This is a genomic window from Thermaerobacter subterraneus DSM 13965, assembly GCF_000183545.2.
Lineage (GTDB): Bacteria > Bacillota > Sulfobacillia > Thermaerobacterales > Thermaerobacteraceae > Thermaerobacter > Thermaerobacter subterraneus.
The window spans coordinates 354,234-368,177 of the sequence record NZ_JH976536.1; the positions used below are offsets into that span (position 1 = coordinate 354,234).

At 75.4% G+C, this 13,944-nt stretch carries 9 protein-coding genes and 2 pseudogenes; all 11 read right to left on the bottom strand.

Features of this window, described 5'->3' with window-relative positions:
• On the bottom strand, window positions 1-915 hold the full coding sequence (gene rsgA / locus THESUDRAFT_RS11790) for a ribosome small subunit-dependent GTPase A (protein ID WP_006905025.1): 915 nt from the start codon (window positions 913-915) through the stop codon (window positions 1-3).
• Window positions 916-951: 36 nt separating this feature from the next.
• On the bottom strand, window positions 952-1,674 hold the full coding sequence (locus tag THESUDRAFT_RS11795) for a PASTA domain-containing protein (protein WP_242823412.1): 723 nt from the start codon (window positions 1,672-1,674) through the stop codon (window positions 952-954).
• Between the two features lie 78 nt (window positions 1,675-1,752).
• Window positions 1,753-1,962: pseudogene (locus THESUDRAFT_RS15330) on the bottom strand (PASTA domain-containing protein); the annotation flags it as partial.
• Between the two features lie 928 nt (window positions 1,963-2,890).
• Window positions 2,891-3,649 (bottom strand): annotated as a pseudogene (locus THESUDRAFT_RS15335) (protein kinase domain-containing protein); the annotation flags it as partial.
• Window positions 3,646-4,380 carry a Stp1/IreP family PP2C-type Ser/Thr phosphatase gene (locus tag THESUDRAFT_RS11805; protein ID WP_006905028.1) on the bottom strand — a complete coding sequence of 245 codons (735 nt, stop codon included), beginning with the start codon at window positions 4,378-4,380 and terminating at the stop codon, window positions 3,646-3,648. The pseudogene THESUDRAFT_RS15335 and the gene THESUDRAFT_RS11805, both read right to left, overlap by 4 nt.
• Window positions 4,381-4,757: 377 nt before the next feature.
• Window positions 4,758-5,819: a dual-specificity RNA methyltransferase RlmN gene (rlmN, locus tag THESUDRAFT_RS11810; protein WP_006905029.1), complete on the bottom strand. Its 1,062-nt coding sequence runs from the start codon at window positions 5,817-5,819 to the stop codon at window positions 4,758-4,760.
• 20 nt (window positions 5,820-5,839) lie between these two features.
• A complete protein-coding gene (gene rsmB / locus THESUDRAFT_RS11815) occupies window positions 5,840-7,252 on the bottom strand; it encodes a 16S rRNA (cytosine(967)-C(5))-methyltransferase RsmB (RefSeq protein WP_242823413.1) in 1,413 nt (470 codons plus the stop codon).
• Window positions 7,253-7,309: 57 nt separating this feature from the next.
• The gene (locus THESUDRAFT_RS11820) at window positions 7,310-7,993 is read right to left on the bottom strand and encodes a zinc metallopeptidase (RefSeq protein ID WP_006905031.1); all 684 of its coding nucleotides are present in this window, start codon (window positions 7,991-7,993) and stop codon (window positions 7,310-7,312) included.
• A 132-nt stretch (window positions 7,994-8,125) separates the two neighbouring features.
• Complete coding sequence (fmt, locus tag THESUDRAFT_RS12560; protein ID WP_006905032.1) at window positions 8,126-9,748, bottom strand: methionyl-tRNA formyltransferase; 1,623 nt, start codon at window positions 9,746-9,748, stop codon at window positions 8,126-8,128.
• A gap of 258 nt (window positions 9,749-10,006) precedes the next feature.
• A complete protein-coding gene (gene priA / locus THESUDRAFT_RS11835; RefSeq protein WP_006905033.1) occupies window positions 10,007-12,556 on the bottom strand; it encodes a replication restart helicase PriA in 2,550 nt (849 codons plus the stop codon).
• Window positions 12,553-13,944, bottom strand: coding sequence for a bifunctional phosphopantothenoylcysteine decarboxylase/phosphopantothenate--cysteine ligase CoaBC (coaBC, locus tag THESUDRAFT_RS11840; protein ID WP_006905034.1), 1,392 nt, complete (start codon window positions 13,942-13,944; stop codon window positions 12,553-12,555). Before coaBC ends, priA begins: the two co-directional genes overlap by 4 nt.

Sequence of the window (13,944 nt, forward strand, 5' to 3'; positions counted from 1 at the left end):
TCAACGGTAGCGTTCGGCCAGGCGCTCCTCCACTTCCGACAGGAGCACCAGGTAGTTCTGGTACCGCCAGGAGGCGATCTGGCCCTGATCCCGGGCCGCCCGGACGGCGCAGCCCGGCTCGCTCCGGTGCAGGCAGCCTCGAAACCGGCACCCGGGCGCCGCCCGCCGGATCTCCGGCCAGAGGTCGCCCAGCTCCTCCGGCTCCAGCTCGGGCAGTTCCAGCTTACTGAAGCCCGGGGTGTCGGCCACCCATCCCCCTCCCGCCAGGGGCAGGAGCTCGACGAACCGGGTGGTGTGGCGCCCGCGGCCCAGCTTGCGGCTCACCTCGCCCGTGGCCAGGTTGAGGCCCGGCTGCAGGGCGTTGAGCAGGGTCGACTTCCCTGCCCCGCTGGGGCCCGCCACCACGGTGACGCCTTCCCGCAGCGCCGCGGCCAGGCCTTCCACGCCCCAGCCCCGCGGCGCCGCCAGCAGGTGAACCGGGTAGCCCGCCAGGCGATAGCCTTCCACCAGCCGGGCCGCCCAGCCCGGCAGGGGGTCCTCCGGAGCACGGGCCACCCGGTCCAGCTTGGTGAAGGCGATCACCACGGGCAAATCCATGGCCTCGGCCTGGACGATCACCCGGTCCATCAGGATGGGCACGGGATCGGGCTCCTGCAGGGACTGGACCAGCAGCACCCGGTCCACGTTGGCGATGGGCGGCCGCACCAGGCGGTTGCGCCGGGGCAAGACCCGCTCGATGGCCGCCCCGCCGTCCTGAAGGGCGACCTCCACCCGGTCGCCGGTCAGGACATCGCCCGCCTGCCGCCGCAGGCGGCCCCGCAGGGCGCACAGGATCACCTGCTCTTCGCCGTCCAGGCGGACCTCGTAGAGGTTCGTCTGCGCCTTGACCACGGTTCCCGTGCGTAGCGACACCATGGGCGTAGGTTCTCACCTCCGGCCGCTGGAGCAAGTTCAATCGCCGTTCCCGTCCTGGCCTTCCCCCGCACCCGGGCTGCCGCTGCCGGTGCCGCCCTCGCCGGCTCCGCCCTTGTCCTTGCCGCGGCCGCCCGGTGCCTTGAGCTCCTGCTCGCCGGCCAGCCGGCCGTCGACGTAGATGAAGGCCCGCGCCCGGTCGCCCTGCCAGATGACGGGAACCTCCACCCGCTCGCCGCCCTGGTGGGCCTGCTCGTAGACCACCCGCCGTCCTGCCTGGTCCTGCACCTCGACCCGCAGCACGTGCTGGCCGTCCCCCTGCAGGTCGACCACCAGCGTGGCCTGGTGGTCCCCCGTGACGGCCGGCTCCGGCCCCCGGCTCACCACCAGGTTCACCGCCGTTCCCTTCTCCACCGCCGCCGCAGCCGCCGGATCCTGGCCGATCACCGTTCCCGCGGGATAGGGGCTGTACTGTTCGGTCACCTGCCCGGCCACCAGGCCCGCCGCCTCCAGTTCGGCCCGGGCATCGGCCACGCTCAGGCCGAAGAGGGACGGCACCGTCACGGGCCGGCTCTCCGGGCCCTGGGAAACGGTGAGGTAGACGGTCATGCCGGCCTGGATGGGGCTGCCCGGCCCCGGATCCTGGTCGATCACCGTACCCTCGGCCTCGCCGGCGTGCCGGTAGCGCAGCTCCACCACCAGCCCCTGGTTCTCCAGGCGCAGGCGGGCGTCCCGCTCCTCCAGCCCGCGCACGTCAGGCACGGAAAGCCACCGGGGTCCCTTGGATACCACCAGCTGCACCGTCTGTCCCATGCGAACCTGCTGGCCGCCCGCGGGCCGCTGCTCGATCACCGTGTTGACCTCGCTGTTGTCGTGCCGCTCCTCGAGGATCTCCCACTGCAGGCCCGCCTGCTCGAGCCGGCTCTGGGCCTCGATCAGCGGCAGGCCCTCCACCGCGGGCACCGTCACCACCGGCGGCTGCAGCCACCACCGGGTGGCCGCGCCCGCCCCCACGGCCAGGACCAGCAGGAGGACCACGGCCAGCGCCACCCGCAAAAGCCGGCGCCGCCGGGCGCCGGCTTTTGCGGCGGCCGGGGAGCCCGCCCCCGCGGGCCTCGTCCCGGCCTCCCCCGCCCGCCAGCCCTGGTTGCCGCCCGCCGGGCTTACCGGGGCGCGCTATCCCATAACCGCGCCGGCGGCCGGGGGAGGGCGGCCCGGCCGCCGGCCGATCCGGGCCCCCCGGGCCCGGATCGGCCGGGGCGGGCACGGCCACCGCGCCGGCCAGCACCAGCGGCTCCAGTTCACCGGCCTCCGGGCGGGAGCGTGGCTCCCGGGCCTGCCGGGCCCCCTCCTGACGGGTCGCGGCGGGCCGGGGAGCCGCCTCTGCCGGCCCCGCCGGTGCCGGCAGGCGCCCCCGCCGGGGCCCGCCAGCCGCCGTCAGCCCGTCGCCGCCGGGACCGGCATCATTCCCTCCGCCCCGGGGGGAACCGGCTCCGGTCTCGCCGCCCCCGCGGCCATGCCCCCCGGCCACCCCCCGTTCCCCGGCGGGCGGAGCGCTCCCCCACCCGGCACCGGCTCCGGCGCCGGCGGCGGGACCGGAAACGGCGGCCGCTGCCCGCTCCTGCGCGCCCGCCGGCCCTCCGGCCCCAGCCCCTTCACCCGGCCGCACCGTCCTGCCCGCCGCGGGGCCGTCGCCCTCCACCGGACCGGCGGGCAGGGGCGGGGCGCCGCCCGGGGAAGCCGCAGCGGGCGTACCGCCTGGGGCGCCGGTTGCTCCTCCGGGGACGGTCACCCGGTCCCCGGAACGGGTGCGGCCCCGCCCCCGGCCCGCGCCGCGCGGGCCGCCGGCCCTGCCGTTCCACGGGCCCGCCACCAGGGTGTCCTCCAGCGGCGGCCGGGCCAGGGCCGCCACGGGCCGCCCGGCCAGGAAGTTCTCCAGGTCGTCCAGCATGGCCCCCGCCGACGGGTAGCGCCGGTCGGGGTTCTTCTCCAGGGCCTTGAGCACGATGGCTTCCAGGACCCGCGGCACCCGGGGATTGAGGGCCGACGGCAGGGGCGGCTCCTGGCCCAGGTGCTGCATGGCGACGGCCACCGGCGTGTCCCCGTCGAAGGGCAGCCGGCCCGTCAGCATCTCGAACAGGATGATCCCCACCGCATAGACATCGGACCGCTCGCTGGCCGGCATGCCCCGGGCCTGCTCGGGGGCGAAGTACTGGGCCGTGCCCACCATGGCGCCCTGGTCGACCACGGTGGTGGTGGTGCCGCTGGCCCGGGCGATGCCGAAGTCCGTCACCATGACCCGGGCGTCGGGGGTGATCAGGATGTTCTGCGGCTTGACGTCCCGGTGGATCACGCCGTTCTCGTGGGCGTGCTGGAGCACCGACAGCACCCGGCAGGCGATGTGGACCGCTTCCTTGAGCGGTAGCGGTGCTCTCTCCCGGATGTACTGCTTGAGGGTGACCCCCTCGACGTACTCCAGGACCAGAAAGGGCTGCCCGGCGTCCTCTCCCACGTCCAGCACGGCCACCACGCCGGGGTGGGACAGCCGCCGCACCGCTTCCGCTTCCCGCCGCAAGCGGCGCAGGAAGGCGCCGTCGGCCACGTATTCCGAACGCAGCGCCTTGACGGCCACCGTGTCGCCGGTCACCTGGTCGGTGGCCTTGTAGACCACCGCCATGCCGCCGCCGCCCAAAAGGCCGGTGACCCGGTAGCGTCCCGCCAGCACGGTGCCGATCACGGGGCGTCACCGTCCCACCAGGCCAGCACGGCGGTGATGTTGTCCGACCCGCCTGCCGCCAGGGCGGCCTCGACCAGTGCCTCGACCTGGAGGGCCACGTCGCCGGGTCCGGCGGCGGCCAGCAGAGCCGCCAGGCGGCTGTCGGGCAAGGCCTCGCTCAGCCCGTCGCTGCAAAGCAGCAGCACGTCCGCCGGCTCCAGCTGGACGGTGGTCTCGTCCACGGGCACCGAGACGTCGGTGCCGATGGCGCGGGTCAAGAGGTTGCGCTGGGGATGCCGGCGGGCCTCCTGTTCCGTCAGGGCCCCGTTGCGCACGAACTCTTCCACCAGGGAGTGGTCCTGGGTGAGGCGCTCCAGGTGGCCCTGGCGCAGGAGGTAGGCCCGCGAATCCCCCACGTGGCAGAGTTCCACCGCCCCGCCCCGGCCGATGACGGCCACCGTCAGGGTCGTTCCCATGCCGCTCAGGTCGGGGTCGCCGGCCTGCCGCCGGAACACCTCCTGGTTGGCGGCCACCACCGCCTGGGCCAGGGGCAGCCCCGCCACCACGCACTCCCGGAGGGTGCGCAGGGCAAGCCAGCTGGCCACCTCGCCCGCCCGGTGGCCCCCCATGCCGTCGGCGACGGCCAGCAGCCAGCCCCCGTCGCCGGGCAAGGCTTCAGCCAGGTAGGCATCCTCGTTGTTCTCCCGCACCCAGCCTGGATGGGTGCGGGCGGCAAGGCGCAAGACCGGCATGGTTCCTCTCCCCCCGCCCGGGCGCTGGGACCCGGGCCCGTGGCCGCCGCCCCCGCGCCCACCCGGCCGTTCCCCGGAAACGGGTGGCGGGCTCCGGGCGGGGCGGGCGGCCTGCCGGTGAACGGCGCTGGGCTCCTGAACAAGATACACTTCGCCGGCTCCAGCCGGTTTCCCTGGCACCTTTGCGGGACCGGAGGCCGGGCCCGGGGGCACCCCCGCCCGGGGCCGGCCCAGCCGGCGAATCCAGCAGCGCCCCGGCCGGCGGGAACCCGGGACCGCCGCTCCGGCCCCCGGATCCCCGCCACCGGTCCCGGTGCGGCGGTGCAGGCGGCAGGTGCCCTCCCCGCTCCCCGGGGACGGCCTCCCGTCCCCCACCCCTATGGGCGGGCGGCTCCGGCCTCCTCCAGGGCACGGCGGCGCAGCTGCCCGCAGGCCGCCTCGATCCGCTGGCCCAGCTCCCGCCGGACGGTGACGTTGACGCCCTGCCGGCGCAGCTCGGCGGCGAAGGCCTGCACCCGTTCGGGGGACGGGGCCTTGAAGGGCCGCTCGCTGACCGGGTTCCACGGGATCAGGTTGACGTGGGCGTGCAGGGGCCCCACCAGCCGGGCCAGCTCCCGGGCGTGTTCCGGGCGGTCGTTGACGTCCTCGATGAGAACGTACTCGAAGGTGATGCGGCGGCCCGTCTCCTCCACGTACTCCCGGCAGGCCGCCATCAGCTCGGCGATGGGCCAGCGCCGGTTGACGGGCATGAGCCAGCTGCGCAGGGCGTCGTTGGGCGCGTGCAAGGAGACGGCCAGGGTGATGGGCAGGCCCTCCCGGGCCAGCTGGCGGATGCGCGGCACCAGCCCCGAGGTGGACACCGTCATGTGCCGGTAGCTGATTCCCGCACCCAGGGGATGGTGGGCCACCCGCAGGAACTGCAGGGTGGCATCCAGGTTCTGCAGGGGCTCGCCGATGCCCATGACCACCAGGTGGCTGACCCGCTCGCCCCGCTCGGCCAGGTCCCGGTTGACCACCAGCAGCTGGCCCGCCATCTCCGCCGCGGTCAGGTTGCGCACCAGCCCGCCCAGGGTGGAGGCACAGAAGCGGCAGCCCATGGCACAGCCTACCTGGCTGGACACGCACAGGCTCAGGCCGTAGCGGTGGCGCATCAGCACCGTCTCGATCAGCTGGCCGTCGGCCAGCTCCAGCAGGTACTTGCGGGTGCCGTCCTCCGGGTCGACCTGCAGCCTCCGCACGGCGGGCACGGCCGGATCGCCTTGCTCCGCCAGCCGCTCCCGCAGCTCGCGGGGCAGGTCCGTCATGGCGGAAAAGCGGGTCACCCCCCGCCGGTGGAACCAGGCAAAGATCTGGCGCCCGCGGTAGGCCGGTTGGCCCCAGGCTTCCAGCTCGCGAGCCAGTTCCTCCGGCAAGAGCCCGACCCAGTCCCGGGTGGACACGGCCCTCACCTCCCTCGCCCTCACCGCCGCCGCTGGAGGCAGGCGATGAAGAAACCGTCGACTCCATGGCGATGGGGCCAGAGCTGCAGCCAGCCCCGCTCGGTGCCCGGCTCGTCCCGGAGAGGGGCCGGCAGGCGGGGCCGCAGGTCGACGGCCGCGAAGCGGTCCCCCCCTTCGCGGAGGAACCCCTCCACCACCTGCTGGTTTTCCTCCGGCTCGGTGGTGCAGGTGCTGTAGACCAGCACGCCGCCCGGCTTGAGGCAGGCCGCCGCCGCGCGCAGGAGCTCCCCCTGCAGGGCCGCCAGCGCCTTCAGGTCTTCTGGCGTCTTGCGCCAGCGCAAATCGGGCCGCCGGGCGATGACCCCCAGGCCGCTGCAGGGGACGTCGGCCAGCACCCGGTCGGCCTGGCCGGCGAAGCGTTCAGGCAGCAGCCGGCCGTCCAGGGCCAGGGGCTCGACCGACCGCAGGCCCAGCCGCCGCGCCGCCGCCCGCACCTTCTCCAGCCGGCCCGGGTCGACATCGCAGGCGACCACCCGCCCCCGGTCGCCCATGCGCTCGGCCATGTGGGTCGACTTGCCGCCGGGGGCGGCCGCCACGTCGAGCACCAGCTGGCCGGGCCGGGGGTCCAGCACATGCACCGCCAGCATGGAGCTCTCGTCCTGCCAGGTCAAGGCCCCCTGCTGGAAGGCCTCCAGCTCCGCCGGGCTCACCCCATGGCCCAGGCGCAGGGCTTCCGGGAGGAACCGGCCCGGCTCCACCGCCACCCCCTGGGCGGCCAGGGCTGCCGCCAGGGACCGGGGATCGGCCCGAAGCATGTTGACCCGGGCGGAAAGGGGCGGAATGCGGTTGTTGGCCTCCAGGAGCCGGCGGGTCTCCTCGGGGCCGAGGCGCTCCAGCCACCGCCGCACCAGCCAGCGGGGATGGGCCAGGGTCAGCGCCAGGTGCGTCTCCAGATCCTCTGCGGCACCCGGCACGGCCTCGTGGGGGAAGCCGTGGCGGGCCGCCCGGCGCAGGACGGCGTTGACGAACCCGGCGGCGTAGCCGGGGCCGTGGCGCCGGACCAGTTCCACCGACTCCGCCACGGCGGCGTGGTCGGGGATCCGGTCCAGGTGCCACAGCTGGTAGGCGCCCAGCCGCAGCGCCACCCGCACCGGCGGGTCCAGCCGCTCGGGCGGCCGCCGGGCCCACCGGGCCAGGGCCCAGTCCAGGCTCCCCTGGCGCCGGGCCACCCCGTACGCCAGCTCCGTGGCCAGGGCCCGTTCCCGGGCGGGCAGGCCGCTGCCTTCCAGCAGCCGGGCCAGGGCCTGATCGACGTACACGGGTCCCGTTTCCGCAGCCAGCAGGGCCAGGAAGGCCGCCTCCCGGCCTCCCGCCGGGCGGATGCCGCCGGCCCGCCGCCCGCCGGTGCGGCCTCCCGCCCGCCGCGCCGGCACGGCAAGGGGGCGCCGGCGCGGCGCCCCCCGGTCACCCTCGCCGGTTATCGCCATGGTTCAGTCGCGGCGCCCGCGCAAGGCCAGCAGGTAGAGCAGCTGCATCACCGCCATCACCATGGCGGCCACGTACGTCAGCGCTGCCGCCTGCAGGACGTTCCGGGCGCCCTGCACCTCCTCCCCTCGGAGGTAGCCGCCGCCCGCCAGGGTGGCCAGGGCGCGGCTGGACGCGTTGAACTCCACGGGCAGCGTGATGACCTGGAACAGCACGGCCAGGCTAAAGAGCAGGATGCCCAGATTCTGCAGGGAGGCCAGGTTCAAGATCAGGCCCAGGAAGAACAGCGGGAACGCCAGCTGGGACCCGAACTGGGTGACGGGGATGATGGCGTTGCGCAGCCCCAGCCACACGTAGCCCGTGGCGTGCTGCAGGGCGTGACCCACCTCGTGGGCCGCCACCCCCTGGGCCGCCACCGTCGAGCCGTAATAGACGCCCTCGGACAGGCGGACCACCTTGCTGCGGGGGTCGTAGTGGTCCGTCAGCCGGCCGCCGATGGGCTCGACCCGCACGTCGTCCAGGCCCGCCTGCCGCAGCAGCTGCCGCGCCAGATCGGCGCCGGTCAGGCCGTTGGAGGCCCGCACCCGGGAGTAGGTCTCGTAGGCCGAACTCACCTTGCTCTGGGCCCAGAGGGCCAGCAGCAGGGCCGGGCCGACAAAGAGAAAGTACAGCGGATCGAAGTAGAACACCGCCGTCGCCCTCCTTTCCCCCTCCGAATGGTGGTTGCTCCGCCTTTGCGGGCCGTGCCCCGCCTGCGCACCTGCCGGCAGCCGGAGCCCGCGGGGCCCGCCGGGCCCGCGGTCCGCGGCGGGGCCGCTCGTTCAGGCTTGTGCCCGCTGGCCTTGCGGTGCGCCTGCGCCATCCCCGGCCGGCGCAGCGGAGGTGCCGGCCGGGGGGTCGCCCAGTCGCTCGCCTACCTCCAGGCGGTAGCCGTTGACCATCTCCAGCGGCGTCATGGGTCGCCGGCCCGCGGGCTGCAGCCGGCGAATCCACACCAGGCCCGAGCCGCAGCGGACGGCCACGGCCCGGGGGGTGATGGCCACCACGGTGCCCGGGGGCACCGGCGCGCCGCCCTCCTCGCCGGGGGGCAGGCTGCCCTCCCCGCCCCCTCCGCCGGGGGCCCGTTCCTCCTGGTGGGGGAAGTCCGGGCCGGCGGCCTGGGGCGGGACGGTGCCCGCACCGAAGAGCTTGAGCACCTGCCCGCGCCAGGTGGTCCGGGCGCCGGGCCGCGGGTCCAGCGCCCGGATGCGGCGGGCCACCCGGGTCGCATCGTCCGCCCAGTTCACCCACTCGTCCTCAGGGCGAAGCTTGGGCGCCATGGTGGCCCGGGCCCCGTCCTGGGGCTGTCTCGGCGCCTTGCCCTCGGCCACCAGGCGCAGGGTTTCGCCCAGCAGCTGGGCCCCCAGCCGCGCCAGCCGGTCATGGAGCTGGCCGGCGGTGATCTGGTCATCCAGCGGGACCTCTCGCTGCAAGATGATGTCACCCGTGTCCAGCCCCTCGTCCATCCACATGGTGGTGACACCCGTGACGGTGTCCCCGGCCAGGATGGCGTGCTGGATCGGCGCCGCCCCGCGGTGGCGCGGAAGCAGGGAGGCGTGAAGGTTGATCGCCCCCAGGCGTGGTACCGCCAGCACCGCCGGGGGCAGGATCTTGCCGTAGGCGACCACCACCAGCAGGTCGGGCCGCCAGGCCTGAAGCTGCTCCACCACCTGCTCGTCCAGCCTCTCGGGCTGGAGCACGGGGATGCCGTACTCCTGGGCCAGCGCCTTGACGGGCGGGGCCACCGGCGCCAGGCCGCGCCCCTGGGGCCGGTCGGGCTGGGTCACCACGCCCACGACCCGCACCTGGCGCTGCAGCAGTTCCTCCAGGCTGGGCACAGCAAAGGCCGGGGTGCCCATGAAGACCACCCGCAGGTCGCTCTCCGGCGGCAGCTCGACCACCTTGCGCGCCCGGTCGGTGATCAGCACCCCGTCCAGATGGTCGATCTCGTGCTGCAGGCAGCGGGCCAGCACGCCCTCGCCCTCGATCCAGATGCGCCGGCCGCGGCGGTCCAGGCCGGTGACCTGCACCGAGGTGGGCCGCTCCACCTCGGCCAGCAGGCGGGGCAGGGAGAGGCAGCCCTCGTACGCAGCCTCCACCTCCTCACCCCGCCGGACGATCTCCGGATTGATCAGTTCGATCAGCCCGTCGCCCACGTCGACGACGATGACGCGTTTCGACACGCCCACCTGGGGAGCCGCCAGGCCGATCCCATCGGCGGCGTACATGGTGGCCGCCATCCGGTCCAGCAGCTGGCGGATTTCCCGGGTCACCCGGGCCACGGGCTGGGCCGGCGTGCGCAGGACCGGTTCGTCCGCCCCCTTGACGATGGGCAGCGGCTCCGCCTGCGGCCGGGCCCGGCGCGCCCGGTCCTGCCGGCCCCGCCGCCGCGGGCTCCCGGCCATGGGCATCCCTCCCGTCGTTCTGATCTCATTTTACCTGGGCGCGGGCAAGGGGGCAGCAGGGGCCGGCGGCCTGGCGGGGCGATCCACCCGGCCCGGCGGATCGCCCGCCGCCGGGCCCGGCGCGGCCGCGGCATGGGCATGGCACCACCACCCCGTGGCAGCGACATGACCGCCGCCCGCCGGCCCGGAATGGAGGCCCGGCGGGCAGCGAGCGTGCCGGCGCGCCGCGGCCGTGTATCCGGGCGGTGCAGAGCCGGCCTACAGCATGCTGTAGGGGTCGACATCCACCTGCACCAGCACGTCCCGGGGCCAGTGGGGGCGCAAGGAGGCCAGGGCCGCCCGGGTGGCCTCCCGCAAGGCAGGCCCGTCGGCGGCGCGCGCCAGCACGTGCCATCGCCAGCGGCCCCGCAGGCGCTCGATGGGCGCCGGCGCGGCGGGGGTGACGGAGCCGCCCTCCACCCCGGCTTCCGCCAGGGCCGCGCGCCAGGCTGCCGCCAGCCGGGCGGCCGCCCGTTCCACCGGCGGGCGCTCGGCTCCCGCCACCACCGCCCGGATCAGGTGGCCGAAGGGCGGAAAGCCCAGCTCGCGGCGCGCCGCCGACTCGAGGTCGAAGAGGGCGCGGTAGTCGTGATCCGCCACGGCCTGCAGGCAGGGGTGGTCGGGGCTGTAGGTCTGGATCACCACCTGCCCGGGGTCGGACCCGCGGCCGGCCCGCCCGGCCACCTGCTCCAGGAGCTGGAAGGTCCGCTCCTGGCGGCGGAAGTCGGGCATGTGCAGGGCGGTGTCGGCGGAAACCACCCCCACCAGGGTCACCCCGGGCACGTCCCAGCCCTTGGCGATCATCTGGGTCCCGATCAGGATGTCAATGCGCCCGGCGGCGAACTGGCGGTAGATGGCCTCATGGGCCCCCCGGCGGGCGGTCACGTCGGCGTCCATCCGCTGGATGCGGGCGCCGGGGAACAGCTGGCGCGCGGCCTCCTCGACCTTCTGGGTGCCCAGCCCGAAGGGGTGCAGGGCGACCCCGCCGCAGCGCGGGCAGGTGGCGGGCGGGACCTGCCGGTGCTCGCAGTAATGGCAGCGGCAGACCAGGCGCCCCGAGGCCAGCTGGTGAAAGGTCAGGGACACGTCGCAGTGGGGACAGCGCAGGACGAACCCGCACTCCCGGCAGAGGAGCACGGTGTGGTACCCGCGGCGGTTGAGGAACAGCAGCACCTGCTGGCCCGCCTCCAGCCGCTGCCGCATGAGCTCCAGGAGCCGCCGGCTGAAGATGGAGCGGTGGCCCGCCTCGAACTCCTCCCGCATGTCCACCAGCTCGACGGCAGGCAGCGGGCGCTCCCCTACCCGCCGGCTGAGCTCCAGCAGGCCGAGCTCACCCGCCAGCGCCCGGTGGTAGGTCTCCACCGAGGGGGTGGCGCTGCCCAGAATCACCACCGCCCCTTCCAGCCGGGCCCGGGCCAGGGCCACCTCCCGGGCGTGGTAGCGGGGCGTCTCCTCCTGCTTGTAGCTGGTCTCGTGCTCCTCGTCCACCACGATCAGACCCAGGCGCGGCACCGGCGCGAAGATCGCCGAGCGGGCCCCCACCACCACCGGCTTCGTCCCCGTGCGGATGGCCCGCCAGGTGGCCAGCCGCTGGGCCGGCGTCATGGCGCTGTGCAGCACGGCCACCCGGTTGCCGAACCGGGCGCGGAAGCGGGCCACCGTCTGGGGCGTCAGGGCGATCTCGGGCACCAGGCAGATGGCACCCTGCCCCCGGGCCAGGACCGCGGCGATGGCCCGCAGGTAGATCTCCGTCTTGCCGCTTCCCGTCACGCCGTGGACCAAGAAGGCCTGCGGAGCGGCTCCGCCGCCGGCCGGGGCCGGGACCCCGGCTCCACACCGGGGCGGCGGGGCGCCCGCCGGCTCCCCCGCCCGGGTGGAGGCCGGGGAGCCCTGGTCCCCCTCCTGCGGCCTGCCGGGCGCCGTCCCGCCGGCACCGGGGTCGTCCCCGCTTCCGGCGGCCCGGAGGGCCGGCTCCAGCTTCCGCCACACCGCCGCCTGCTCGGGCGTCAGGGGAGGCGGCGGGCCGGCCGGCTCCGCCGCCGCGGCCGGTTCGTCCAGGACCGGCAGCCGCTCCTCCACCACCACCCAGCCCTTCCGTTCCAGGGCCTTGACGACCTCGGGGCCTGCGGCGGCCTGCTGCAGCAAGAAGGCCTGGGGCAGCCCGCCGGCGGCGCCGGACCGGGCCAGCCGCTCGAGAACGGCCGCCTGGCGGGGCGCCCGGCCGGCCAGTTCCCGGGCGCGGGCCCGGGCCTCGGCCGGATCGACGGCCAGGCGAACCCAGCGGCGAGGTGCCGGGCTCACCCGGTCGCCGCGGGCACCCGGCGGCAACATAGCCCTCAGCGCCTGGACGAACAGGCAGAGGTAGCGCTCTTCCATCCAGCGGGCCAGGTCGATCAGCGCGGGGGTCAGAACGGGGATGGGATCCCGCAGGGCCAGGATGGGGCGCAACCGCTCGGGCGGCACCTCGGGGACGGGGGCGAACCCCACCACGGTCCCCTCCACCCGGCGGGGGCCGAAGGGAACGGTCACCCGGTGTCCCACCTGCAGCCGGCCGGCCAGCTCCGGGGGAACCAGGAAGTGAAAGACCCGGTCCACGTCCTGGGCGGCGATGTCGACCACGACCTCCGCCACCGGGTCCCGGCACGGAGGCTGGGCAGGGGCCGCAGCCTCGCCTCCGTCCCGGACCGGCGCCCCGCCCGCCTCCGGACCGTCCACCGCCGTACCGGGGGCTTCGCCGCCGCCAGGACCTGCGGGGCGCTTCCTCGTCACCGGACCTCTCCCCCGCCGGGCATGGGACCTCCCCCGTTACCACGGGAAGCGGGCCCGGCGTCCCGGGGCCCGGGCGCCGGCTCCGGGCCGTGCCCCGTTCCCCCGGCCCCGGGCAGCATGCCGGCGGGGCGCCGGTTCTGCCCGGTCTCGGGTTCGCGCTCCAGGGGCAGGCGGTCGAGGATGGCCTCGGCCACCGCCCGCTTGGACATGGCCGGCAGAGATTCGCGGCGCCCATCGGGATAGACCAGGGTGACGATGTTGGTGTCGACTTCGAAGCCGGCACCGGGCTGGGTGACGTCGTTGAGGACGATGAAGTCCAGGTTCTTCTCCCGGATCTTGCGCTGGGCGTTGTCCAGCAGGTCGTGGGTTTCCGCGGCGAAACCCACCAGCACCTGTCCCGGCCGCTTGCGCCGGCCCAGTTCGCGCAGGATGTCCACGGTGGGTGCCAGTTCCACCAGGGGCGCCGCGGTGTCCTTCTTGATCTTGTGGGCCGCCGGCCGGGCCGGCCGGAAATCGGCCACCGCCGCCGCCTTGATGACCACCTGGGCGGTGGCGGCCCGTTGCAGGACGGCCTCCAGCATCTCCGCCGCCGTCTCCACGCGGACGACCTCCACGCCGGGCGGGTCGGGCAGGTGGACGGGACCGCTCACCAGGACCACCCGCGCCCCCCGGTCCCGGGCCGCTTCGGCCAGGGCGTAGCCCATCTTCCCCGAGGAGCGGTTGCTGAGGAACCGGATGGGATCAAGGGGTTCCCGGGTGGGGCCGGCGGTGACCAGCACGGTCACGCCTTCCAGGCTCCGCCGCCCCGCCAGCAGCGCCGCGGCCCGGGCGGCGATGGTTTCCGGCTCGGGAAGGCGGCCCACGCCGGAATACCCTTCCGCCAGGGGTCCGGCCTCGGGCTCCATGACGTGGTAGCCCCAGGCCCGCAGTCGCTGGACGTTGGCCTGGGTCGCGGGGTGGCGCCACATGTGGGTGTTCATGGCGGGAGCCACCAGCACGGGCACCCGGGTGCCGGCGGCCAGCACCACGGTGGTCAGGAGGTCGCCCGCCAGGCCTGCTGCCAGCTGGGCCAGCAGGTGGGCCGTGGCCGGTGCCAGCACCACCAGGTCGGCGGAATCGGCCAGGCGGATGTGCTCGACCCCGGCCCGGGGCGCCCACAGATCGCCGGCCGTGTAGACGGGCTGGTGGGTCAGGGCGGCGAAGGTCAGGGGCGTGACGAAGCGGGCGGCCCCGGCGGTCAGGATGGTGACCACCCGGGCCCCCCGCTCCCCCAGGCGGCGGGCCAGTTCGGCCGCCTTGTAGGCGGCGATGCCGCCGGACACCCCCAGGATCACGGTGCGCCCCTCAAGGGGACGAGCCGTGCCCGGCTCCACGGCACCCGGCGTCAT

What these genes read in the sequence shown, in the direction of transcription:
- rsgA (WP_006905025.1), bottom strand. Translation starts at nt 915, where the DNA reads ATGGTGTCGCTACGCACGGGAACCGTGGTCAAGGCGCAGACGAACCTC.
- THESUDRAFT_RS11805 (WP_006905028.1), bottom strand. Translation starts at nt 4,380, where the DNA reads ATGCCGGTCTTGCGCCTTGCCGCCCGCACCCATCCAGGCTGGGTGCGG.
- fmt (WP_006905032.1), bottom strand. Translation starts at nt 9,748, where the DNA reads ATGGCCGGGAGCCCGCGGCGGCGGGGCCGGCAGGACCGGGCGCGCCGG.
- coaBC (WP_006905034.1), bottom strand. Translation starts at nt 13,944, where the DNA reads ATGACGCCGGGTGCCGTGGAGCCGGGCACGGCTCGTCCCCTTGAGGGG.